At 64.4% G+C, this 22,952-nt stretch carries 25 protein-coding genes; 14 read left to right on the top strand and 11 right to left on the bottom strand.

Annotation, left to right across the window (positions count from 1 at the left end; all coding sequences use genetic code 11):
* Positions 1 to 52 precede the first annotated feature (52 nt).
* Complete coding sequence (locus tag A9K71_RS15975) at positions 53 to 325, top strand: DUF3303 family protein (RefSeq protein WP_066997422.1); 273 nt, start codon at positions 53 to 55, stop codon at positions 323 to 325.
* 3 nt (positions 326 to 328) lie between these two features.
* On the opposite strand, the gene A9K71_RS15970 is transcribed toward A9K71_RS15975, so the two are convergent.
* A complete protein-coding gene (locus A9K71_RS15970; protein WP_066997419.1) occupies positions 329 to 1,243 on the bottom strand; it encodes a LysR substrate-binding domain-containing protein in 915 nt (304 codons plus the stop codon).
* A 107-nt stretch (positions 1,244 to 1,350) separates the two neighbouring features.
* On the opposite strand from A9K71_RS15970, the gene A9K71_RS15965 reads away from it, so the two are divergent.
* Positions 1,351 to 2,241 carry a fatty acid desaturase family protein gene (locus A9K71_RS15965; protein ID WP_066998128.1) on the top strand — a complete coding sequence of 297 codons (891 nt, stop codon included), beginning with the start codon at positions 1,351 to 1,353 and terminating at the stop codon, positions 2,239 to 2,241.
* A 13-nt stretch (positions 2,242 to 2,254) separates the two neighbouring features.
* Here the strand turns inward: A9K71_RS15965 and A9K71_RS15960 are convergent, their stop codons facing one another.
* From A9K71_RS15960 to A9K71_RS15950, 3 genes are all read right to left on the bottom strand, one after another.
* Positions 2,255 to 4,267 (bottom strand): EAL domain-containing protein, encoded by a 2,013-nt coding sequence (locus tag A9K71_RS15960; RefSeq protein WP_245299644.1) that lies wholly within the window; start codon positions 4,265 to 4,267, stop codon positions 2,255 to 2,257.
* Positions 4,268 to 4,461: 194 nt separating this feature from the next.
* Positions 4,462 to 5,100 carry an HD family hydrolase gene (locus tag A9K71_RS15955; RefSeq protein ID WP_066997413.1) on the bottom strand — a complete coding sequence of 213 codons (639 nt, stop codon included), beginning with the start codon at positions 5,098 to 5,100 and terminating at the stop codon, positions 4,462 to 4,464.
* The gene (locus A9K71_RS15950) at positions 5,100 to 5,963 is read right to left on the bottom strand and encodes a folate-binding protein YgfZ (RefSeq protein ID WP_066997410.1); all 864 of its coding nucleotides are present in this window, start codon (positions 5,961 to 5,963) and stop codon (positions 5,100 to 5,102) included. Before A9K71_RS15950 ends, A9K71_RS15955 begins: the two co-directional genes overlap by 1 nt.
* 85 nt (positions 5,964 to 6,048) lie before the next feature.
* Here A9K71_RS15950 and A9K71_RS15945 point away from each other — a divergent pair, with 85 nt between their 5' ends.
* Positions 6,049 to 7,380, top strand: a complete 1,332-nt coding sequence (locus tag A9K71_RS15945) for a dihydroorotase (protein ID WP_066997407.1) — start codon at positions 6,049 to 6,051, stop codon at positions 7,378 to 7,380.
* Between the two features lie 179 nt (positions 7,381 to 7,559).
* On the opposite strand, the gene A9K71_RS15940 is transcribed toward A9K71_RS15945, so the two are convergent.
* From A9K71_RS15940 to A9K71_RS15925, 4 genes are all read right to left on the bottom strand, one after another.
* On the bottom strand, positions 7,560 to 8,354 hold the full coding sequence (locus A9K71_RS15940) for a hypothetical protein (RefSeq protein ID WP_066997404.1): 795 nt from the start codon (positions 8,352 to 8,354) through the stop codon (positions 7,560 to 7,562).
* Positions 8,355 to 8,506: 152 nt separating this feature from the next.
* Positions 8,507 to 8,764, bottom strand: coding sequence for a hypothetical protein (locus tag A9K71_RS15935; RefSeq protein ID WP_066997401.1), 258 nt, complete (start codon positions 8,762 to 8,764; stop codon positions 8,507 to 8,509).
* A gap of 337 nt (positions 8,765 to 9,101) precedes the next feature.
* Positions 9,102 to 9,479, bottom strand: coding sequence for a TIGR02301 family protein (locus A9K71_RS15930; RefSeq protein WP_066998125.1), 378 nt, complete (start codon positions 9,477 to 9,479; stop codon positions 9,102 to 9,104).
* A gap of 69 nt (positions 9,480 to 9,548) precedes the next feature.
* Positions 9,549 to 9,977: an NUDIX hydrolase gene (locus A9K71_RS15925; RefSeq protein WP_066997399.1), complete on the bottom strand. Its 429-nt coding sequence runs from the start codon at positions 9,975 to 9,977 to the stop codon at positions 9,549 to 9,551.
* A 113-nt stretch (positions 9,978 to 10,090) separates the two neighbouring features.
* On the opposite strand from A9K71_RS15925, the gene A9K71_RS15920 reads away from it, so the two are divergent.
* A complete protein-coding gene (locus A9K71_RS15920; protein WP_066997396.1) occupies positions 10,091 to 10,852 on the top strand; it encodes an SOS response-associated peptidase in 762 nt (253 codons plus the stop codon).
* Positions 10,853 to 10,953: 101 nt separating this feature from the next.
* Here A9K71_RS15920 and A9K71_RS30495 read toward each other — a convergent pair whose 3' ends face one another.
* Positions 10,954 to 11,109, bottom strand: a complete 156-nt coding sequence (locus A9K71_RS30495) for a hypothetical protein (protein WP_082953737.1) — start codon at positions 11,107 to 11,109, stop codon at positions 10,954 to 10,956.
* 389 nt (positions 11,110 to 11,498) lie between these two features.
* Between A9K71_RS30495 and cysS the strand changes: the two genes are divergently transcribed.
* From cysS to A9K71_RS15875, 9 genes are all read left to right on the top strand, one after another.
* The gene (gene cysS / locus A9K71_RS15915; RefSeq protein WP_066997394.1) at positions 11,499 to 12,950 is read left to right on the top strand and encodes a cysteine--tRNA ligase; all 1,452 of its coding nucleotides are present in this window, start codon (positions 11,499 to 11,501) and stop codon (positions 12,948 to 12,950) included.
* Between the two features lie 267 nt (positions 12,951 to 13,217).
* Positions 13,218 to 13,562, top strand: coding sequence for an endonuclease domain-containing protein (locus A9K71_RS15910; RefSeq protein WP_245299643.1), 345 nt, complete (start codon positions 13,218 to 13,220; stop codon positions 13,560 to 13,562).
* Positions 13,559 to 13,945, top strand: a complete 387-nt coding sequence (locus tag A9K71_RS15905) for a VOC family protein (RefSeq protein WP_066997387.1) — start codon at positions 13,559 to 13,561, stop codon at positions 13,943 to 13,945. The genes A9K71_RS15910 and A9K71_RS15905 overlap by 4 nt, the downstream gene beginning before the upstream one ends.
* 18 nt (positions 13,946 to 13,963) lie before the next feature.
* Positions 13,964 to 14,455 carry a GFA family protein gene (locus A9K71_RS15900; RefSeq protein WP_066997385.1) on the top strand — a complete coding sequence of 164 codons (492 nt, stop codon included), beginning with the start codon at positions 13,964 to 13,966 and terminating at the stop codon, positions 14,453 to 14,455.
* Positions 14,452 to 14,928: a GFA family protein gene (locus A9K71_RS15895; RefSeq protein WP_082980548.1), complete on the top strand. Its 477-nt coding sequence runs from the start codon at positions 14,452 to 14,454 to the stop codon at positions 14,926 to 14,928. The genes A9K71_RS15900 and A9K71_RS15895 overlap by 4 nt, the downstream gene beginning before the upstream one ends.
* Positions 14,925 to 15,890 carry a prolyl aminopeptidase gene (gene pip, locus A9K71_RS15890; protein WP_066997379.1) on the top strand — a complete coding sequence of 322 codons (966 nt, stop codon included), beginning with the start codon at positions 14,925 to 14,927 and terminating at the stop codon, positions 15,888 to 15,890. The genes A9K71_RS15895 and pip overlap by 4 nt, the downstream gene beginning before the upstream one ends.
* A 64-nt stretch (positions 15,891 to 15,954) precedes the next feature.
* Positions 15,955 to 17,571: a citramalate synthase gene (gene cimA / locus A9K71_RS15885; protein WP_066997376.1), complete on the top strand. Its 1,617-nt coding sequence runs from the start codon at positions 15,955 to 15,957 to the stop codon at positions 17,569 to 17,571.
* A gap of 82 nt (positions 17,572 to 17,653) precedes the next feature.
* On the top strand, positions 17,654 to 18,583 hold the full coding sequence (gene rarD / locus A9K71_RS15880) for an EamA family transporter RarD (RefSeq protein WP_066997373.1): 930 nt from the start codon (positions 17,654 to 17,656) through the stop codon (positions 18,581 to 18,583).
* 9 nt (positions 18,584 to 18,592) lie between these two features.
* On the top strand, positions 18,593 to 19,279 hold the full coding sequence (locus A9K71_RS15875) for a glutathione S-transferase (RefSeq protein WP_066997370.1): 687 nt from the start codon (positions 18,593 to 18,595) through the stop codon (positions 19,277 to 19,279).
* A gap of 4 nt (positions 19,280 to 19,283) precedes the next feature.
* Here the strand turns inward: A9K71_RS15875 and A9K71_RS15870 are convergent, their stop codons facing one another.
* Both A9K71_RS15870 and A9K71_RS15865 read right to left on the bottom strand, forming a co-directional pair.
* Entirely contained in the window at positions 19,284 to 19,592 is a 309-nt protein-coding gene (locus tag A9K71_RS15870) for a CorA family divalent cation transporter (RefSeq protein ID WP_066997367.1), read from the bottom strand.
* A 41-nt stretch (positions 19,593 to 19,633) separates the two neighbouring features.
* Positions 19,634 to 20,986, bottom strand: a complete 1,353-nt coding sequence (locus A9K71_RS15865; protein ID WP_066997363.1) for a hypothetical protein — start codon at positions 20,984 to 20,986, stop codon at positions 19,634 to 19,636.
* 461 nt (positions 20,987 to 21,447) lie between these two features.
* Here A9K71_RS15865 and A9K71_RS15860 point away from each other — a divergent pair, with 461 nt between their 5' ends.
* The gene (locus A9K71_RS15860; protein WP_066997360.1) at positions 21,448 to 22,941 is read left to right on the top strand and encodes an efflux RND transporter periplasmic adaptor subunit; all 1,494 of its coding nucleotides are present in this window, start codon (positions 21,448 to 21,450) and stop codon (positions 22,939 to 22,941) included.
* The last annotated feature ends 11 nt before the right edge of the window (positions 22,942 to 22,952 follow it).

Raw genomic sequence — 22,952 nt, 5'->3', positions numbered from 1 at the left:
ATCACCTGGCGTCGCTGAATACGGCTAAGACAATCAACTGAATGGGGGCAAGATGCTGTTTTTGGTGATCGAGGATTTTCGCGGCTGCGACCGCAAGGAAATCTACCGGCGTTTCCGCGATCGGGGCCGGCTGAAACCGGACGCGCTTGTCGTTCACCATAGCTGGATCGCAGGCGACATGAGCCGCTGTTTCCTGCTGGTCGAAGCCGATGACGTCACGCTGCTGCAGCGTTGGGTCATCGAATGGGCCGATCTGGTGGAGTTCGAGATCGTTCCGGTAGCCACCAGCAAGGACATGGTCGCGGCCCTGGCCGGGCATCTCTGACTGCTAGGCACCGAGCGCCGGCGAGCTGACTGCGCGCACGCATTCCGCGATCAGCCACTCGCGAAACGCCGCCACCACATCGCGCCTTGCGCTGCGTTCAGGGATCGTCAGGCAATAAGGCTGGCGCAATTCCAGCGCTCGGGCAACCGGCCGGACCAGGCTGCCGTCTTCCAGCGCTCGAGCGCAGTAGATGCCTTGCGCCAGCGCCACGCCCAATCCCGACATGGCGAGATCGAGTGCGGCCCGCGACGAGTTGGCCGAAAGCCCGCGCTGGGCCGACCGGCCCGGCGCGATGCCCGCCGCCTCGAGCCAGTTGCGCCAGGACGGAAAGGCGGCACCGGTCGGACCCCAATCGGTGTGGATCAACGGCAAGCCGGCGAGAGTTTCCGGCTTGGCTGCGCCGGCAAGGCTGGGCGCGCAGACCGGATAGACCGCATCCCGGGCGATCGCCCCGGTCGGGTGCTCGCGATAGTGCGGGCCGTAGGATAGCCGGATGTCGACCATCTCATGGTCGAACGGCACAGGGTCGTCCTCGCCTCTCAGCGAAATATCCGCGGCGCCGTGGCTGGCGACAAAGCCGGCGAGGCGTTCGGAAAGCCAGCCCATCGCCATCGAAGGCGGCACCGAGATGACGAGCCTCGGCCGGAACGCATCGCCGCCTACATCCCGCGCGACGCTGCCGATTTCCTGGAAGGCCATGGTAAGCCTCGGCAACATCTCGACGCCGGCTTCGGTGAGCACGACGCGCCGGTTGACGCGGTGGAACAACTTGCGGCCCATCTGTTCTTCCACGGTGCGGATGAGCTGGCTGACCGCCGCCGCCGAAATCGACAGCTCTTCCGCCGCTGCGGCAAAGCTGCCGCTGCGCGCCGCCGCCTCGAAGGCTTGAAGTCCGCGCAGGGAGGGAAGTGCGACCATGGCGACCCGAAAAGATAAGCTGAGCTTATCTATCTTGCAGAATTCCTCGTTTTTCGAAAGCTTTCTTTCTGCAGTACGGTAGCCTCATGAGCGCCATCGACCACACCATCGACCACCGCGACGTCATCGCCTCGCTGACCCATGAGGAGCGCAGCCGGCTGACCGGCAAGTCCGATCTGCCGGGCATCATCCAATTCGCCGTTCATCTCGGCGCCATTGTCGCTCTCGGCGCGCTGATCGCGGCCAAGGTGCCGTACTGGCCGGTTCTGATGCTGCCGCAGGGCATCCTGATCGTGTTCCTGTTCACGCTGCTGCATGAGACCGTGCACAGGACGGCCTTCGAGACGCAGTGGCTGAACGATGCCGTCGCGCGGCTCTGCAGCCTGGCGATCGCGCTGCCCGCCGACTGGTTCCGCTATTTCCATTTCGCCCATCATCGCTTCACTCAGGACCCGCAGAACGATCCGGAGCTGGCTTTCCCGAAGCCCGAGACCTTGCGACAGTACATCGTCCATGTCTCTGGCCTGCCGGTGTGGTGGGGTCATTTCAAGACGCTCTACAGAAATGCCAGCGGCCGCTGCCGGGACAGCTATGTGCCGTCGAAAGGCTTGCCGAAAGTCCAGGCCGAAGCGCGGGCGATGATCGCCTTCTACCTCGTCGTGCTGACGCTTGCGATCTGGCTCGAGGCGACCGTGATCCTCTACGTCTGGCTCGTACCGGCGCTGCTCGGGCAGCCCTTTCTCAGGCTTTATCTGCTGGCCGAGCATGGCCGCTGCCCCTTCGTCGCCAATATGCTGGAAAACACCAGGACGACGCTGACCAACTGGTTCGTGCGCAAGCTCGCCTGGAACATGCCCTACCATGCCGAGCACCACGCCTATCCGGGTGTGCCGTTCCATCAATTGCCGGCTTTTCATCGGCTGATCGCGCGGCATCTCAAAGTGGTAGAACCCGGCTATGTGATCTTCCACGAGAAATATTTCGAGACGCTGCGCTGACCGGTGCCCGGCATCAACCGGATCGGCGAAGCTTTTCCTGCGAGCGCAGCAGGCGGCTCATCTCCGAGGCCCTGGCCGGCGCGCCGATCAGAAAACCTTGCGCCTCGCCGCAGCCGGCCTTGCGCAGCATGTCGAGCTGCGCTTCGGCCTCGACGCCTTCGGCGGTGACGGTGATGCCGAGCTCGGCGCCGAGCCCGATAACCGTGCGCACGATCGCCGCCGTGTCGCGCTTGTCGAGATCGTGGATGAAGGAGCGGTCAATCTTGATCTTGTCGACCGGGAAGCGCCGCAGATAACCGAGCGAAGAATAGCCGGTGCCGAAATCGTCGAGCGCGATGCGCACGCCGAGCCCGCGCAATTGCCCGAGCGTCCTCAGCACGCTGTCGCTCTCGTCCATCATCACCGTTTCGGTGATTTCGAGTTCCAGCCGGCTTGCTGGCAGGCCGGAAAAGGCGAGCGCCGCAATCACGCTGCGGGCGAAGCCGCCGCTCTTGATCTGGGCCGCCGAGACGTTGACCGCCATGCGCACGTCCTGCGGCCAGCCCGCCGCCACGCCGCAGGCCTTGCGCAGCGCCCAGTCGCCGAGTTGCACGATCAGCCCGGTTTCTTCGGCCGCGGCGATGAAGTCTTGCGGCGGCACCAGCCCGCGCGACGGCGAGCGCCAGCGCATCAGCGCTTCAGCGCCGACGATCTCACCGGAGGCGATGTCGAGAATCGGCTGGAAATCCAGTTCGAACTCGCGCCTCGGGAGTGCAGCTTCGAGGTCGGCCTCGAGCGCCAGGCGCTCCCGCACCATGGCATCCATGCCCGGCTCGAAGAAACGGTAGATGTTGCGCCCCTCGCTCTTGCCCCGGTAGAGCGCCATGTCGGCATTGGTGAGCAGCGTATCCGCATCCTGCCCGTCGCTGGGATAAAGCGCGATGCCGAGGCTCACCCCGACATGCATTTCGCGGCCCTTGTCGCGATAAGGCTTGCCGATCACCTCGATAATGCGCTTGGCCAGCTTTTCGGCGTCGACCGCGTTTCTGATATTGGATTGAATGATGGCGAATTCGTCGCCGCCGAAACGCGCCACCACGTCCTTGTCGCTGCGCAGGCAGCGCTGCAGGCGCTCGGCCACCCTTTTCAGCAGCCAGTCGCCGGCCGGATGCCCGAACGTATCGTTGACGGCCTTGAAGCGGTCGAGGTCGAGCGAGAAGATCGCCACCGGCGTGGCCTTGGCCTCGCTCAATGCCTGGTCCAGGCGCTCGCGGAACATCGAGCGGTTCGGCAGGTTGGTCAGCGTGTCGTGATGCGCAAGATGCGTCATGCGCTCTTCGGCGCGGCGACGCTCGGTAACATCGTCGAAGGTCACGACCCAGCCGCCGCCGCTCATCGGCTGCCGGACCACCAGAAAAGTCCTGCCGTCGGCAAGATAGCGGTAAGCCGACTGCATTTTCCCTGCTCGCAGGCAGGCTTCGGTCCTGGTGACTTCGCTGTCGACGTCGATCTTGGTGTAGATGCCGAGTTCCAGCAGTCGTTTGAGCGCGTCGCGGTGTGTCGTACCAAAGGGGAAATCTGCCGCGGCGACTTTGTAGAGATCCAGAAAGCGCTGATTGCGCACGATCAGCTTGCCGTCGGCGTCATACATCAGCAGGCCTTGCGACATGTTGGCCAAAGCGGCGTCGAAGCGGCGATGCTGCTCCTTCAGTTCCTCTTCGGCGCGCCGCTGCACGGTCACGTCCTCGTAGATCGACACCCAGCCGCCGGAGGCCAGCGGCCGATGCGAGATGACGATGATGCGCCCGTCCGCCAGCCTCTCCTCATAAGTCGAGGGTTTGGCGCCGTCGATATAGGGTTTGCGGACGGCGTAGAGCTGCTCGGCGGTTTGCGAGGCGATGCCGATTTCGACGCTGTGCTGCAAGATGTCGAAGAAGCGAATGCCGGGCTTCGTGACTTTGGCGTCGAGGCGGAAGAGGTCGATATAGTTTCGGTTGCAGATGATCATGCGCTCGTCGGCGTCGAACATGCACAGGCCATGCGACATGTTCTCGACGGCGGCCGAAAACCGTTCGTTTTGTGCGCGAAGCTCCTCCGCTATTCGTCGAACCGGGCCAATACCGGTTGCCTTCCGCCTGACTGCGGCCGAACCAGCCTTGACATGAGCAACGGGCATGAGCGCGCCTGCCGACCGTGACTGAACAGTTTACTGTCGTGGCCGCCGGTTAATTTAGCGTTCTTTTATTTGACGGAATTGGCAGCAAGAAAAGGCTGGCGTTTAGCTTCCAGCGCCGCGAATCGTTTCAGAAATGCCGCCTGCGCCCAGGTCACCGAGCGTGGGGTGAAGTCGAAATGGTCGGCGGAAAAGCTGCGCGGCCGGCCGAAATATTCCGTCGCCTCCGCGGTCGAGAAGCCGGCAAGCAGCGTCGCCTCGTAATAGGCGGCGATCTGGTCGGCGCGCTTGATGTCCTTGCGCAAGGTGGCGCCGAGCTCGGCCGGCAGCGAGAAACGTTGATGGATGGCGCGCTGCAGCCTGAGCTCGCAGTCCTTGTAGGAGCCGCCCATCACCGATTTGAAGGGCGAGATCATGTCGCCGATGACATATTCGGGCGCGTCGTGCAGCAGCGCGGCGAGCCGCGCCTCGGCGGAGGCGGCCGGCACCAGCTCACCATAGAGTGCCTCGACCAGCAGCGAATGCTGAGCCACCGAAAACGCGTGCTCGCCGCTGGTCTGGCCGTTCCAGCGGGCGACGCGGGCGAGGCCATGCGCGATGTCGGCGATCTCGATGTCGAGCGGCGAGGGGTCGAGCAGGTCGAGCCGCCGGCCGGACAGCATGCGCTGCCAGGCGCGCGGCGGCGCTCCCGCCCTGTCGGCCGCCATCAGGCCTCCTCCGCGCTGACGGTGTCTTGCGGGAAGGAGAATTTCGCGCAGCTCGGGATGGCGAGCGTCACCTGGACATCGCCGGCCATGATCGGGTCGCGGGCATCGAGCGCTGCCTTGACGCGGTCGATGCGGGCGATGGCGAGGCCGCGTCCGCCGCTTGCCGAACCCAGCGTGCCGACCGGCCGGCCGGCGACGGTGAGCTCGGTACCGGGCGCAGGCAGGGAACCCCCGGCTGTGGCGATCAGCACGCGGCGTCGCGCGGTGCCGCGATGCTGCATGCGCGAGACGACTTCCTGGCCGACATAGCAGCCTTTCTTGAAGCCGACGCCGCCGGACTCGTCGAGCAGAACGTCATGTGGGAAAGCGTCACCGAGCTGGTAGTCGCTGCCGCTTTCGGCGATGCCGTTGGCGATACGCAGGGCCTGCCATGCGCCGGCATCACCGTCGTCCTGTGTTGCGCGGTCATAGGTGCGCCTGACCTCCACCTCGCGGAAGCGGATGTCGGCGAGCGAAGTTGAGTCGGCAAGTGAGGCGGTTGAATCATCGCCCCATGCAACCGTGACAAGCGCCTGATCCTGCTTGGCAATCTCGGCCTTTGCCCTCAGCCGGTAAAGCATCAGCCGGCGCACGAAGTCATCGGCTATGTCGGTCCGGCATTCCAGCCGGAAGCCGTTCTCGCCGACGCGAGAGATGAGAAAATCGAACAGGATCTTGCCTTGCGGCGAAAGCAGCGCGCCAGGCTTTGCCTCGCCGGCGCCGAGCGCATCGAGATCGGTGGTGAGGATGTTTTGCAAAAAATGTTCGGCATCCGGGCCTGACACGGAAATGAGCGCGCGGTCTTTCAGCAGGGCAAAGGGCATGGGCGTGAAGTCGGCCTGATCTTGCAAAAATGATGGTCATTACGTAAGCCGGCCACACTCCCCCCGCAAGAGATTGGACCAGTCCATGGCAACCACCTTCGACCTCATCCTGACAGGCGGCACGGTAGTCAACCATGACGGTGAAGGCCGGCGCGATGTCGGCGTGAAGGCCGGGCGTATTGCCGCGATAGGCGATCTCGGCCAAGCGTCGGCCGGCGAGACGATCGATTGCACAGGCCTGCACATCCTGCCCGGCGTCGTCGACAGCCAGGTGCATTTTCGCGAGCCGGGACTGGAGCACAAGGAAGATCTGGAAACCGGGTCTCGCGCCGCGGTTCTGGGCGGCGTCACCGCGGTCTTCGAGATGCCCAACACCAATCCGCTGACCACCAGCGAGGCGGCCCTTGCCGACAAGGTGCGGCGCGCCACCGGCCGCATGCATTGCGACTTCGCTTTCTGGGTTGGCGGCACGCGCGACAATGCCGGCGATGTCGGCGAGCTCGAGCGGCTGCCAGGAGCTGCCGGCATAAAAGTCTTCATGGGCTCGTCCACCGGCGACCTGCTAGTCGAGGACGACGAAGGCGTCGCCTCCATCCTTCGCAACACCCGCCGCCGCGCCGCTTTCCACTCCGAGGACGAGTTCCGTCTGCGCGAGCGGCTCGGTCTGCGCGTCGAAGGCGATCCCTCGTCGCATCCTGTCTGGCGCGACGAGATCGCGGCGCTGCGCTGCACCGAGCGCCTGGTGCGCATCGCGAGACAGACGCGCGCCCGCATCCATGTGCTGCACATCTCGACGGCCGAGGAGATCGTTTTCCTCGAGCAGCACAAGGACGTCGCCACATGCGAAGCGACGCCGCATCACCTGACGCTCTCAGCTGACGATTATGCGCGGCTCGGCACGCTGATCCAGATGAACCCGCCCGTGCGCGCGGCGCGCCACCGCGACGGCGTCTGGCACGGCATCGAGCATGGGATCGTCGATGTGCTGGGGTCCGACCACGCGCCGCACACGCTGGCCGAGAAGGCCAAGCCTTATCCTGCCTCGCCTTCGGGCATGACGGGCGTGCAGACGCTGGTGCCGATCATGCTCGACCATGTCAACGCCGGCCGGCTCACTTTGCAGCGTTTCGTCGATCTCTCCAGTCATGGTCCGCAGCGCATCTTCGGCATGGCGGGAAAGGGCCGCATCGCCGCCGGCTACGACGCCGATTTCACCGTCGTAGACCTGAAGCGCCGCGAGACCATCACCAACGCGCAGGCCGGCTCCAAGGCGGGCTGGACGCCCTATGACGGCAAAGAGGTCACCGGCTGTCCGGTCGGCACCATCGTGCGCGGCAACCGGGTAATGTGGGACGGCGAGATCGTCACGCCCGGCCAGGGCAGGGCGGTGGAGTTTTCCGAGGCGCTGGCGGCTTAGGCCACGTTGGATTTCTTAAGCGCGCCCTGCATTAACAGTGCCTGCAGCTGCGGGAACTTGCCCTCGTCGATTTTCTTCTCGAAATGCCGACGGTGGGAGCCGATGCGATTCCGGCTCTGCGAGAGGAGGCAAACCGCATATGGCCGCAGACCAAAATTGGCAAGGGATGAGCTTCTGGCTCAATCCCCGGCGACGAAGAACAGCCACTGGCCGGCGGGCGTGATGCCGACGCGGTAGAAGATATAGGCGCCGAACTGCTTCATGTCGTCATAGTCGCTTGCGGTGACGAGCTTGAACAGCTCGACGCGCTGCCTGGGATCCAGCTTGTCGAGCGGCAGCGCGAAGAAATACGGCCAGACATAGAGCTCCTGCGGGGTGCCGGTGTCGACATGGACATAGCCGGCGCTGAGCACCTCTTCCAAAATGGCGAGAATCTCCTGGCCGTCGCCGTCGCCGGAGAGTCCCTTGAGGAAAGCGACCGGGTCGCCCTCGATGTCGCCGAGCGAAAGCTGCGTCATGGATTCGCCCGAGCCGATCAGCGGCCGAAGTTTCTCGATATCGCCGCTCTTGCAGGCCTCGATGATCAGGCCGTGCATGCGTTTGACCGGCTCGGGAAGCTTGTCGAGGTCGTAGACGACGGGCGGCGGCGGCGAATCCGGGTCGGAGCGCGGGCTGGTGATGCCGCCGCTGCCGGTTGGCGCTTCCGGCGCGCTCTTGTCCGTCTCGTCGGCCGGCTGGCTGTTGTCGGAGGGTTTGGTGCCGGGCGCGGCCGGCATTGGCACGGTGGTCCCCGGAGCGGTCGTTTCGTCACTGGTGGGCGGAGTGACCGGCGAAGGCAAATCCTCGCGCTGGATCTCGCTTAGCGCATAGCAAGGCGTGCTGGCGAGGCAGATTGCCAATGGTCCGGCGCAGGAAGCAGTGATCCAGATGCTAAGAGCCAGCCCGCGCGGCCTGCCTGCCAACGAAAATCTCACCCCTTGCCTCTCCATGGTTCCGGGCTCGCTAGGGCAATTCCAGGAAACTGTGCAATGGTTTCCGTCCGGAATTGCGAAAAAGACTAATGGCTAGGCGGCGGGTATGATGCCCAAACGGCGCGTCGCCGTCAAAAGCAGCCAAAGCGGGCGGGCTAGTGCCTGAGCCGTTCCGGCTCGAAGGCGCCGGAGATCACCTTTTCGCGCATGCGGTCGAGCAGGGCCAGCGCTGAGGTCTCACCATTGGCGCGCAGCATCTCGCCGAAGGCGGTTTCCAGCGCAGCCTCGGCGATGATTTCGGGCTCGATGCCGGCCGACAATCCTTCCGCCCAGGCTTCACTGTGGCTCTCCACGGCGGTCAGGCGCTTTTCTTCCCTGACCAACGCGTCGATGTCGCTGACGCCATGTTCCATTGCGATGTCCACCTTTTCAAGCTCGGTCCGGCAAGGCACCGGGCTTGACTTGCCAGTTCATGCGCTGCTCGTACAAGTGCTTGTAAATACGACATTTCTGCAGTCGCAATCTACATATCGAGCAAGGCTGCGATCAATTCCGACCGAGCTTAGCCGATTAGACCAACTTGCGGCATTAAAACCTTCAGTTTGAGTTAATTCCGCATTTGTCCACTAACGTTTCATTAACATTGTTGCACAAGCGCAACAGATGATTGCACCAAGGCGCAGCCTGATACAATAAGGCCGGCCACATTGGAGCGATTTGTCGGTGGATAGTCGCGATCGATGCCGGTCCTCAATTCCCGTAACGGGAAGCGATATCGCGCGACAGCGTCTCGCCTTCCTTCATGTAGCGGGCAATGGCCTCGGTGGCCGAAGGCGTGCACTGCGTGTAGGTGCCGCTGAAGGAGCGGTAGCCGCGATTGAAGGAGGCGATGAAGCGGGCGCGCCGGTTGGGATCGGGATTTTCCGACTCAAGCAGCTTTTCCATCTCCAGCCGCCACTGGTCGCCTTTCTCGCCGCAGAGGTTGCGCAGGAAATGCAGCGAACCCAGCACCTCGGCAAGCCGCATTAGCCCGGGCTCGAACGGCGCCTCGGCCGGCGATGCCGGCTGCACCGTGACGGCCATGCTGATGGCGAGGCTTGCGGCGAGAAAGGGGGAGGCGCGGGTCATCAGGGCCTTGCGATGGAAGAGCAAGGCTTTGTGGCGAAACATTTTGTCGCCCGCAAGGCCATTCTGGGGTCACCGCTCGGCGGCTTGCACAGGGCCAAGCAACTCCTCGGCAACTTCAAACACATCGCCCGCCAGCGGCATCGCCGCCATTTCCGCCAGCGTGTAGAACGCCGCCGTCTCGGCGTCATCGCTCGCTGCCGGCTCGCCGCCGACATAGGCCGCGCCGAACACCGTCAGCAGATAGTCGACCGCGTGGTGCTCAGCGCGGCCGTCGATATGGATGTCGCGCAGCGGGCGGTAATCCGTCGCCTCGAGCCCGGTTTCCTCCTTGAGTTCGCGCGCCGCGGCTTGCGCCAGCGTCTCGCCCGGCTCGACCTTGCCGCCGGAATACGCGTAGAGCCCTTGCGAAGGCGGCCGCGCCCGCTTGACAAGCAGCACCGTCTTGCCGCGCACGACGGCGACGGAGACTGCCGGGATAATCTTGCGAACCTTGTTCATGCGTTGCGAATCGCGCCGGCTGCCGGCTTGGTTGTGGACCGGACAGCTTTAGCGGTTGCGGCGCGGCGGTTCCATCGCCACTTTCATGGCGATCCCGACCGAAGAGCCAATCCATGTGCGGACGCTTTGCCCTGACCGCCTCGCCGGACCAGACCGCCGCCATTCTTGGCCTGGCGGAGCTGGAGGCGTTTCCGGCCCGCTACAATATCGCTCCGACGCAGCCGGTGCTGATGGCGTTCGCCGGTCCGCCAAGAGCGCCAGGCTCCAACCTGCCAGACCGCCAGGCGATGCTGGTGCGCTGGGGCCTGATCCCGACTTGGGTCGAGGATACGAAGGAATTTCCGCTGCTCTTCAACGCGCGCTCGGAAGGCGTGCTGCAGAAGGCCTCGTTCAAGACCGCCATGCGCCATCGCCGGGCCCTTGTGCCGGCATCCGGCTTTTATGAATGGCAGCAATCGGGGAGCGCTAAGGGCCAGCCCTACTGGATCCGACCGCGCCGAGGCGGGGTGATCGCCTTCGCCGGTCTGATCGAGACCTATGCCGAGCCGGGCGGTTCCGAGATAGACACCGGGGCGATCCTCACCACGCGGGCCAACGCCGGCACCGCCCATATCCACGACCGCGTGCCGGTGGTGATCGATGAACGCGATTTCGCCCGCTGGTTGGATTGCCGCACGCAGGAGCCGCGCGACGTGCTCGACCTCCTCAAGCCCGCCGAGCCCGATTTCTTCGAGGCGATTCCGGTTTCCGACCTCGTCAACAAGGTCGCCAACACCGGGCCGGAGATCCAGGAGCGGGGCATGGTCGGGCCTCACCCCGACAAGGTCAGGCGCCAGAAACCCGGCGCGGACGAAAACCAGATGACCCTGTTTTAGCGAAGGCTGCTAGCAGAGGCCTTCCATCTCCCAGGGCGAGCATTGGCGTCGCCCTCATTGCCGGCACCCCGATCATCGGGGGCTGCGCCGGTCCTGCCGTTTCAAGCGGCGCGCGGCGAGATGATCTTCTGCGCCGGCTTCTTCTTCTTCGCGGTGTGAAGAAGGGCTGCGACGATGGCCGCAGGGCCGATCGCGCGGTAGTGGCTGGCGAGCGGCTGCTGCGCCGGTCGGCTTTGTTCTTGCTTACTTCGAGGCATTGTTCTCTTCCCTGGTAACGTTTTCGTGTCTGGGTTTGGTGGTCGATTCGGACCAAATCGTGACGTTTGGCGGTCTAGTCCGATAATGTTTCATCACTGTGCCGAGATGCTTAATAAAATGTTTCGGCCGGTTTTTACCTGTGATGGAACGACAGCTTTCCCGAGTTGAGCGACTTGACGGCAACACCTGCGGGCGCGATAAAGCCGGCCATGAAAACGTCTTTCGCCATTTGTGGCATTTGCATTATTGGCTAGCCTCGCGCTGGTCCGGACGTTTTCGCCTTATCTTCCCCTAGATTGGACAAACGCCCCGGCCAGCAGGCTGGAGCCCGATTCGCGCCCGCGCGCGGGGGAGGCTCCGTCCAACATAAGGGATCGGAAGAGCACGAATGTCTGACGCATCGAAGGGCCTCAGCCTTTACAACACGCTGACGCGGGCGAAGGAGCGTTTCGTTCCGATCGATCCGCAAAACGTGCGCATGTATGTTTGCGGCCCGACGGTCTACGACTTTGCCCATATCGGCAACGCGCGGCCGGCGATCGTCTTCGACGTGCTGTTCCGTTTGCTGCGCCAACTCTATGGCGAAAAGCACGTCACGTATGTGCGCAACATCACGGATGTCGACGACAAGATAAATGCGCGCGCCCTGCGCGATTTCGGCACCGAGATCGAAGCCGGGACGCTTTCGCTGAACGACGCGATCCGGCGCGTCACCGAAAAGACCGCCGACCAGTACCACAAGGATGTCGCGGCACTCGGCTGCCTGGAGCCGACCTACGAGCCGCGGGCGACCGAGTTCGTCGCGCCCCGCGCCGACGGCAAGGCCGACATGCTGTCGCTGATCGCGCAACTGATCAAGCGCGGCCACGCCTACGTCGCCGGCGGCGAGGTGCTCTTCGACACCGCCTCGATGCCCGATTATGGCGAGCTTTCGAAGCGCAATCTCGACGAGCAGCAGGCCGGCGCCCGCATCGCCGTCGACGCCCACAAGAAGAACCCCGGCGATTTCGTTTTATGGAAACTCTCGACTCCGGAAGAGCCCGGCTGGGAAAGCCCGTGGGGCAGGGGCCGTCCGGGCTGGCACATCGAATGCTCGGCCATGACGGCCGCCTATCTCGGCGAGGTCTTCGACATCCATGGCGGCGGCCTCGACCTGATCTTCCCGCATCACGAGAACGAGATCGCCCAGTCGCGCTGCGCCCACGGCACCAAAGTCATGGCCAATGTCTGGATGCACAACGGCTTCCTTCAGGTCGAGGGCCAGAAAATGTCGAAGAGCCTCGGCAATTTCTATTCGATCCATGAGCTCTTGGAGACCGAGACTTTCGGCGGCAGGAAGTGGCCGGGCGAGGTGCTGCGGCTGGCGATGCTAATGACGCATTACCGCGAGCCGATCGACTTTTCCGTGCGCAAGCTGGAGGAGGCGGAAAACACGCTGCGCAAATGGAAGCGTGCGGCCGATCTAGCGCCCGCGGCGGCGGGGGACCTGCCGGCAGACGTGCTGGAGGCGCTGTCCGACGACGTCGCCACCTACGCTGCCTTTCAGCGATTGACGCAGCTTGCCGGCGAAGCGGTGGAGTTCACTGGCGCCGGCGAGAACGCCGCCGCGGCTTCGCTGAAAGCGGCGCTTGCCTTTCTGGGTTTCGATGTCGGCGCGGCGAAGGTAGATGAGGAAGCGATCGCTGCGGCGATCGCCAGGCGCCTGAAGTTCATCGCCGAGAAGAATTGGGCTGAGGCCGACCGCATCCGCGACGAGCTTCTTGCGCAGGGCGTTCAGCTCAAGGACGGCAAGGATCCTCTCACCGGCCAGCGGGTGACGACCTGGGAGATCAAGCGGTGAGGGCGGCTGTTCACTTGACGGGAATGGAGAGGCTGGCGCCAGGCACCCCCCTCTGTCCTGCCGGACATCTCCCCCTCACGGGGGGAGATCGGACGTCACCCCGGCTTTCGCTAAACTCCGACGTTGAAGATTGGGCGCCGTCGGCGAAACCGCCAATCTCCCCCCTTGAGGGGGAGATGCCCGGCAGGGCAGAGGGGGGCGCCTCGCGATGACGCACTATCCAGTGCCTCCATCAATCGCGGCAACGCGCGCAAGATGCGCAAGCAAATGACCGATGCCGAATTGAAGCTCTGGAATGAAGTTAGAGCGCACAGGCCTATGGGCCTTTCCTTTCGACGACAGATGCCAATTGCGGGCTACATCGTCGACTTTGCTTGTCCGGCCAAAAAACTGATTGTTGAGATTGACGGGTCTCAGCACGCTCGTGCCGACGCTTCTGCATCCGATGCTGCGAGGGCCACGAAGCTCGAAGGCCTAGGCTGGACCATCCTGCGCTTCTGGAACGACGACGTGATCCGCGATATCGACAATGTCTGCCAGCACATCGTCATTGCGGCCGGCCTGGCCGGCGCCGAAGTGCCGGAGACCGCAACGCAGGAGCTCGTTCCATGATCGATCATCTCGGCATCAGCGTTTCCGATTTCGAAAAGTCCAAGGCGTTCTACGACAAGGCGATGGCGCCGCTTGGCGCTTCGCTGCTCTACATGGTGCCGGAGGAATATACCGCCGGCGCCAAGGTCGGCGGCTATGGCCGCGACCGGCCGGTGTTCTGGCTGAGCGCGGGCAAGGAGAAGCCGAAGGACCATCAGCATGTCGCCTTCACCGCGCGCAGCCGCGCCGAGGTCGACGCCTTCCATGCCGCGGCCCTTGCGGCCGGCGGCAAGGACAATGGCGGGCCGGGGCTGCGTCCGCATTACCACCCCAATTATTACGGCGCCTTCGTCTTCGATCCCGACGGCAACAATGTCGAGGCGGTCTGCCATGATCCGGAGTGAGCTCGATGGGAGGGATCGATGAGCCTTGATAACCGGCCGGTCTATACGGGCGGGTGCCAGTGCGGCGCCGTACGTTTCCGCGTTGAGGGCGCCCTGGGCGATGCCTCGGTCTGCCATTGCCGCATGTGCCAGAAGGCGAGCGGCAATTTCTATCTGCCGCTGGTCTCGGTGCGCGGCGCCAGGCTCGACTGGACGCGCGGCGGGCCGAAGCGCTTCCGCTCGTCCAGCGCGGCATGGCGCGGCTTCTGCGCCGAATGCGGCACGCCGCTGACCTTCGAGGCGCCGGACGGCGTGGCGCTGGCGATCGCCGCCTTCGACGACCCGGCCGGCATCGCGCCCACCATCCAGTGGGGCGTCGAAGCGAAGCTTCCCTATGTCGACGGCGTTTCGAGACTGCCGTCCGAGGAGACGATGGGCGATGTTTCGTCGGCGCCTTATCTCGCCGAGCTCGTCTCCTATCAGCATCCAGACCACGACACCGACCAATGGCCGCCGGAGGAAAAACCATGACCGATGAAATTCGAACCGGCGGTTGCCAATGCGGCGCCGTGCGCTTCCGCGTCCACGGCAAGCTCGGGCGCCCGTCCATCTGCCATTGCCGCATGTGCCAGAAACAGTTCGGCAATTTCTTTGGCGCCCTGGTAACGGTGCCGAAGGATGGCGTCGAATGGACCCATGAGGAGCCGAGCTATTTCCAGTCCTCGGTCAACATCGATCGCGGCTTCTGCCGCCGCTGCGGCACGCCGCTCACCTACCGCCAGCCGGGTGGGCTGGAGATCGCCATCGGTGCCTTCGACGAGCGTTCGGACCTCGCGCCGCAGATCCAGGTCAACTACGCGGTGCGGCTGCCCTGGGTGGAGAAGATCTTCGAGGCGCCGGTCCACGACGACCCCGACTACTATCGACCGCAGGAGCAGATCATCTCCTTCCAGCATCCCGATCACGAGACGGCCAACTGGCCGCAGCAGGGACTGAAACTATGACGATCCACAGCAGCTCCTTGCGCACGCTCTATCCCGAGATCGAGGCGTTCGAAACAGGCATGCTCGATGTCGGTGATGGCCACGCCATCTATTGGGAGCGCTGTGGCACCAAAGGCGCCAAGCCAGCCGTGTTCCTGCATGGCGGGCCTGGAGGCACGATCTCGCCCAAACACCGGCGGCTGTTCGACCCGAAACTCTACGACGTCATCCTGTTCGACCAGCGCGGCTGCGGCAAGTCGACGCCCAACGCCTCGCTGGAAGCCAACACCACCTGGCATCTCGTCGCCGACATCGAACGCCTGCGCGAGATGGCGGGCTTCGACAAATGGCTGGTGTTCGGCGGCTCGTGGGGCTCGACGCTGGCGCTCGCCTATGCCGAAACGCATCCCGAGCGCGTCAGCGAGCTCGTCGTGCGCGGCATCTATACGCTGACCCGCGCCGAACTCGAATGGTACTATCAGTTCGGCGTCTCCGAGATGTTTCCCGACAAGTGGGAACGTTTTTTGGCGCCGATCCCCGAGGCCGAGCGCGGCGACATGATGGCCGCCTACCGCAAGCGGCTGGTCGGCAGCGACCGCAAGGCGAAGGTCGAGGCGGCGCTTGCCTGGAGTCTGTGGGAAGGCGAGACGATCACGCTTTTGCCGGAGCCGGAAACCAGCACGCCTTTCGGCCAGGACGACTATGCCATCGCCTTCGCCCGCATCGAGAACCACTATTTCGTCCATGCCGGCTGGCTGGAAGAAGGACAGCTGCTGCGCGACGCCTGGAAGCTGAAGGATATCCCAGGCACCATCGTCCACGGCCGCTACGACATGCCGTGCCCGGCGCGCTATGCCTGGGCCCTGCACAAGGCCTGGCCGAAGGCGGATTTCCACCTCATCGAAGGCGCCGGCCACTCGTATTCGGAGCCGGGGATTCTGGATCGGCTGATCCGGGCGACGGACAAATACGCAGGCAAATAACCATGCAGGTTTGTGCTCTACGGCGCCCCCGGCGCGAAGGATCTCGACTTTTCGAGCTACAGCCATGACGAAGCAACGCCTCTACCTCTTCGACACCACGCTGCGCGACGGCCAGCAGACGCCGGGCATCGACTTTTCCGTCGAGGACAAGATCGCGATCGCCAAGCTGCTCGACGAATTCGGCATCGACTATGTCGAGGGCGGCTATCCCGGTGCCAACCCGACCGACACCGCCTTCTTCCATCAGAAGCGCACGCAAAGCGCGAAATTCGTCGCCTTCGGCATGACCAAGCGGGCAGGGGTTTCGGCCTCCAACGATCCGGGGCTGGCGGCGCTGGTGCAATCGAAGTCGGACGCGATCTGCTTCGTCGCCAAGAGCTGGGACTATCACGTGCGCGTGGCGCTCGGCTGCACCAACGAGGAGAACCTTGAGTCGATAAAAGTCTCGGTCCAGGCGGCGGTCGCCGTCGGCAAGGAGGCGATGGTCGACTGCGAGCATTTCTTCGACGGCTTCAAGGCCAATCCGGCTTACGCGCTGGCCTGCGCCAAGACCGCCTATGATGCCGGGGCGCGCTGGGTGGTGCTATGCGACACCAATGGCGGCACGCAGCCTTCGGAAGTGCGGGCCATCGTCGAGAAGGCGATCGCGAGCGGCATCCCTGGCGACCATCTCGGCATTCATGCCCATGACGACACCGGCCAGGCGGTGGCGAATTCCCTTGCCGCCGTCGAGGCCGGTGTGCGCCAGATCCAGGGCACGCTGAACGGCATCGGCGAGCGCTGCGGCAACGCCAATCTGGTCACAATCATCCCGACGCTCGCGCTCAAGCCGGCCTTCGCCGACCGCTTCGAGACAGGCATTTCGGCCGAAGCACTGACCGGCATTTCGCGGCTCTCCCGCGCTTTCGACGAATTGCTCAACCGCGCGCCGGAAGCTCAGGCGCCCTATGTCGGCTCATCCGCCTTCGCCACCAAGGCCGGCATCCATGCCTCGGCGCTGGCCAAAGAGCCGGCGACTTACGAGCATGTGCCGCCGGAAGCGGTGGGCAACCGCCGCCGCGTCATGGTCTCCGACCAGGGCGGCAAGGCCAATTTTCTGGCCGAATTGAAGCGGCGCGGCATCGACGTGCCGAAGGACGACAGCCGGCTCGACGCGCTCATCGCCGTCGTGAAGGAGCGCGAGGCCGAAGGCTACGCCTATGAGGGCGCCGACGCCTCCTTCGAGCTTTTGGCCCGCAAGATGCTGCACGGCCTGCCGGAGTTCTTCAACGTCACCTCGTTCCGCTGCATGGTCGAGCGCCGCTTCGATGCCAACGGCAACCTGAAGACCGTGTCCGAGGCGATCGTGAAGGTGATGGTCGACGGCGAGGAGAAGATGTCGGTGGCCGAAGGCCACGGCCCGGTCAACGCGCTCGACATCGCGCTGCGCAAGGATCTCGGCAAGTATCAGAACGAGATCGTCGACCTCGAGCTCGCCGACTTCAAGGTGCGCATCCTCAACGGCGGGACCGAAGCCATCACCCGGGTGCTGATCGAATCGCACGATTCCACCGGCGCCCGCTGGTGGACTGTCGGCGTCTCGGAAAACATCATCGACGCCTCCTTCCAGGCGCTGATGGATTCAATCATCTACAAGCTGATGAAGAACCGTGATATGGCTGGCTTAGTCGCGGCGGAGTAGGTTGAACCATCATCAAAAGTCCATTGATCCATCAGAATTTTGCGATGGTCTTGGACGGTCCCCTGGGCCATAGCGTTGGGCCATGGTCACCGCAACAGCCGATCTCGATCAAGACGCCAAGGCTCGCCGCGGCTTCCTTTTGGCGCTCGGCGCCTATTTTCTCTGGGGGCTGTTGCCCTTTTACATGAAAGCGGTGGCGCATCTGCCGCTGATCGAGGTGATCTCGCACCGGATCGTTTGGTCGGTGCCGATCGCTGCTGCCGTGCTGGTTTGGGCCGGCCGCACCGCCGACTTCAAGGCCGCGATCCGCTCGCCGAAAAGCCTCGCCATGGCGGCGCTGACGGCGACGCTCATCTCGGTCAACTGGGGCATCTATGTCTGGGCGATCGCAGTCAACCGCACGGTCGAGACGGCGCTCGGCTACTATATCAACCCGCTGGTCAGCGTGGTGGTCGGCGCCGTTCTCCTCGGCGAACGGCTCGACCGGCTGCAGATCGCGGCGGTGGCGCTGGCCGCCATTGCGGTGACCGTGCTTACTGTCGAGGCCGGCAAATTACCCTGGGTATCGCTGGCATTGGCCTTCTCCTTCGCCGCCTACGGCTTCTTCCGCAAGACGCTGCCGATCGGGCCGAGCCAGGGCTTTCTGCTCGAAGTTCTTTTGCTGTCGGTGCCGGCGCTTTGCTACATTGCCTACCTGATCGCCTCGGGACAGGACCATTTCATCTCCAGCACCGGCGCCGACACCGCGCTGCTGATCGGCTGCGGCCCGGTGACCGCGGTGCCGCTTCTGCTCTTTGCCTTCGGCGCTAGGCTTTTGCGCCTCTCCACGATCGGCATCATGCAATATATCGCGCCGACGATGGTGTTCCTGATCGCCGTCCTGATCTTCGATGAGCCGTTCGGCACCACGCAGGCCATAGCTTTCGCCCTTATCTGGACTGCGCTGGCCATGTACAGCTGGTCGATGTTCAGAGGGCGCGAGGTCCGCCAGGCGGGTCCCGCGACGAGGTGAGGGCGGCAAATGTACCAGCTTTATATCGGCAACAAGAACTATTCGTCCTGGTCGCTGCGGCCTTGGCTGCTGATGCGGACCCTCGACATTCGCTTCGAGGAGCGGCTGACGCCGTTCCCAACCGGTTCAAGTTTCAGCCTCTTCCGGTCATTCTCGCCGAATGGCCGCGTGCCCTGCCTGGTCGACGATGGCTGGGCGGTGTGGGATTCGCTCTCGATCGTCGAATATCTGGCAGAGCGTCATCGAGGCGTCTGGCCGGCCGATGCGAAAGCGCGCGCCTGGGCGCGCTCCGCCGCTGCCGAAATGCATTCGAGCTTTACCGCGCTGCGCAATGACTGCCCGATGAGCTGTGGGGTGCGCGTCAAGCTGGCATCGATGTCCGATGCGCTGAAGCACGATCTCTTCCGCCTGGGCGACTTGTGGAACGACGGCCTTGCGCGCTTCGGCGGACCGTTCCTTGCCGGAGACCACTTCACCGCGGTCGATGCTTTCTTCGCTCCGGTCGCTTTCCGGGCACAGTCCTATGGACTGGCATTCGAGGGCGCTGCCGCTGCTTATCCCAAGCGGTTGCTCGATCTCGCTGCCATGCGCGAATGGTATACGGCCGGTCTCGCCGAGACATGGCGCGAGCCGGACCATGAGGCGGAAGTCCGCGCGGCCGGTACTGTCGTCGAGGATCTGCGCGCAAGCGCATAGGACGCTAGACCCGGCCCAGCCGCCGCACGACCATGTAGACGATGCCGGCGACGACGACCGCTATCGCCGTTACCACCCAGAAGCCGAGCGCCGTGTCGACCAGCGGGAGCCCGCCGACATTCATGCCGAACAGGCCGGAGATGATGGTCATCGGCAGCAGCACCGCGGTCATGACGGAGAGGATGTAGAGCAGCTGGTTCAACCGCTCAGTCAGCTTCGCCATCAGTTCGTCCTGCAAAAGCCGGGTTCGCGCCTGCATCTGCTCGCCGTCGTGATGCAGCGTATGCGCGCGGTGCGAGAGCCTTGCCGCCATGTCGCCGGTCGCTTCCGCTATAAAAACACGACTGAACAGTCCTACTCCTGCTGTCCCGCCAACGCCGCCTGAACGGCCGCCATTCCGGGATCGCGACCCTTGAGCAGATCGTCGATTGACCATGGCGCGGCAATGTCGGGCTCTAGCGTCTTGAGCGCAACCGGCTTGCGGCCCTTGCCTTCGTCGATGGCGGCGACAAGCACGGGCGTCGTGCCGGTGGCGGAACTCGGTTGCGCCATGCCGACGAAACAGTCGGCGTAGGCCTTGCAGCCGTTTTGAAGGTCGTAGCGCTGCGTCGCGGACTGCAGCACGAGGCCCGAATGCGGCAGCGTCACCTGCTGCTGATCGGCGAAGAACATCATGCGGTCGCCGGGCGCTTCGCCGACCAGTGTGACCCTGTCCCCACCAGCCTGCTTGAGATAGGCGACGTCGACAATTCCCGCCGAAAAGGTAATCGGGCTTTCCAGAACGAACAGCCGTCCCGGCGGTTTGACGCGGGACGGCCAGGAACTGAGCGCATCGCGGGTCAGCATCAAGTTGCCGCCGGTGTTGAAGCGCATATCGAGGACGAGGTTCTTGCGGCCGAGACGGACCCGGGCGGCTTCGACCTCAGCCAGGAAATCGGCGATCTTCCCGGTCTTGCCATCGACGTTGCGCCTGATCTCGGCGACGACGCCATCGAGTTCGGGCGCATCGCGCCAGCGGAAAGGCTGTTCCTGATCCTGCAGCGGCCAGGGCGCGCTTCCCTTGGGAAAAATCTTCACCCAGCCGCGGCGTTGCGGCTCCGGGGCGAGCTTGCGGTCGATGATGCGGCCGTCGGGCGTCTGGAAACGAAAGGTCGCGTCGCCAGCGGCATTGGCGAGCCCGAGCGCATGGAGCAGATCGGGCCGGACGATCGCGTCGGTCGCCTCGATGTCGCGCCATGCCGCCACGCCGCCATGCAGGCTGCGCAGCGCCGAGGAGACTTCAGCAGCCGGATGGCCGTCGATGCCGGCGAGCCGACTGCCCAGCAGATCGCCGTTTTGGGGACTGGCCGCTATGACGTAGAAGGCGCCGTCGATCGGCAGCAAAGACATCGCCACACCGTTGGCGCGCGGCAGCTTGCAGGTCGTGTGACCGTTGTCGGCCAACGCCGCGATCTGGCAGAGATCGACAGCGAAGACGGCCGCGTCGGTCGGACCTGCCGCGGTTTCGAGCGCCTGCAGCCGCGATGCCGCTTCCACGCGGGCGGCGCTGGAAAAAGACTTGTCGACATCGAGGAAGTCGTGACGGAAGACTTTCAGATCCTCGACCTGTGCGTCATGCGAGGTGACCCCGTCCGGACTTTGCGCGGTCGCGTGGCCGAGCGCCAACAGGCTGAGCAGGGGCAAGGCGAGCAGCCGGGCAACGGTCATGGCTTCCCTCTTCGATCGCGATCCGGCCCCGCTGCCGATAAAGCTGAGGAATAGGGCAGCTTCGCACGTCGCTGCGTTCACATCTTTGCGAGCGGGATGGAGTGGCGTCCCGCTCGGACGCTGCGGTTCCGCCGGGACAGGAACGGGGCCCGCCCGTCAAAACGCGGTCCGCCGCACGGGCCGGATTCACCCCTTAAAACCTTGTCATCATTGGCCGGCGCGGCGCGGGTCGGTCACTCCCACGCGATGGAGGCACGTCCCCGAACAGCCCGCCCGGGCGTGCGTTTTTGAGTGTGGTCATCGACTAACCCATTCAATTCTTACGGGAATTTAATGTCAGGCTCAATTGCATGGCCGGGTTCCGGCGTTATGTTCCCGGCCGGACTGCCTCTTGGGCCTGTTACGCTGGCCAATGACGTGGTCGACCTGGCCGCATGCTGGTTCGATGGATAGGTGACACAGTGGACGACGAAGTCGCCAGCCGGCTACAGCCGCTCCGTGAGCCGACGACGGACGTCAAGCCCGGCGTCGTGCGTCGCCGGCGCCGCGGCTGGATGGTCGCGCTGCTGCTGGTCGCGGCTGGAGCGGGCGTCGCGTTCTGGCTGCATCCAGCACCGGTGCAGCAGCAAGGCGCGCGCGGCGGCGGGCGCTTCCGGGGCGGCGATCTCGGCGCGCAGCCGGTCGCCGTCGCCTCGGTGACGCAGGCCGACATCCCGATCACGCTGGAGGCGCTCGGCACGGTCACCTCGCTGTCGACGGTGACGGCGCGCCCACAGGTCAGCGGGCAGGTCACCGCGATCGCCTTCACCGAAGGGGAGATGGTGAAGAAGGGCGATTTTCTTGCCCAGGTCGACGACCGCACTCTCCAAGCCTCGCTGCATCAGCTGCAGGGGCAATTGAAGCACGACCAGGCGCTGCTGACCGATGCCAGGCTCGACCTCGACCGCGATCTGAAGCTGACCTCCAACGCCATCACGCAGCAGGCGATCGACCTGCAGCGCGCGACCGTGCAATCCGACGAGGGCACGGTCATGTCCGACCAGGCGCAGATCGAGGCCGTCGAGGTCAATATCGCCAACAGCCATATCGTTGCACCTGCCGACGGCCGCATCGGCCTCAGGCTGGTCGATCAGGGCAATTACGTCACGCCTTCCGACAGCACCGGCATTGCGGTGATCACCGAGATGCAGCCGATTTCGGTGCTGTTTTCGCTGCCGGAAGACACCCTCGCCGAAGTGCTGGAACAGACGCATGGCAATGCGGGGCTCAAGGCCACCTTGTTCGACCGCAACGACACCAAGCAGATCGCCGAAGGCACGCTGCAGACGATCGACAACCAGATCGATCCGACCACCGGCACCGTGAAGCTGCGCGCCGTGTTTGCTAACGCCGACGGCGGGCTTTATCCCAACCAGTTCGTCAACGTGCATCTCCTGGTGCGCACCCTGACCGGCGTGACGGTGCTGCCCAACGCCGCCATCCAGCACGGCGCTCCAGGCACTTTCGTCTATCAGCTCAACGACGACAGCACTGTCTCGGTAAAGACCGTTTCCCTTGGCCCGGGCGACGCCTCGGTCACGCAATTGCTGTCGGGCCTTCCGCCGGGCGCCAAGGTGGTCGTCGATGGCGTCGACCGGCTGAAGGACGGCGCCAAGGTGACCGTGCCTGACAACAGCGCCGCGCCGACCGCCGGCGCTGGATCTCCCGCGCAGCCGCAAGCCGCGGGTAGGGGCAGCGGGGCCGCCGGTGCGCCGGCCGCCGCGACCAGCAATACGTCTGCCGTCGACCCCGGCAACGCGCCCGCATTGTCGGGCGGCCAGGGCCGGGGCTCGGCAGGCGGCGGCGCGGACGCATCGGGCGATGCCGGCCGCAAGCACCACCGCCACCATCGTCGCGACGGCAGCGGCAATAGCGGCAGCAGCGGAAATGGCGGCGACAGCGGCGAAGCCCAATGAGCACGCCAAGC

The organism is Mesorhizobium sp. WSM3873, from assembly GCF_001672445.1.
Taxonomy (GTDB): Bacteria; Pseudomonadota; Alphaproteobacteria; order Rhizobiales; family Rhizobiaceae; genus Mesorhizobium.
Note: the sequence above shows the minus strand (reverse complement) of the source record. Positions and strands in the feature narration are given on the sequence as shown.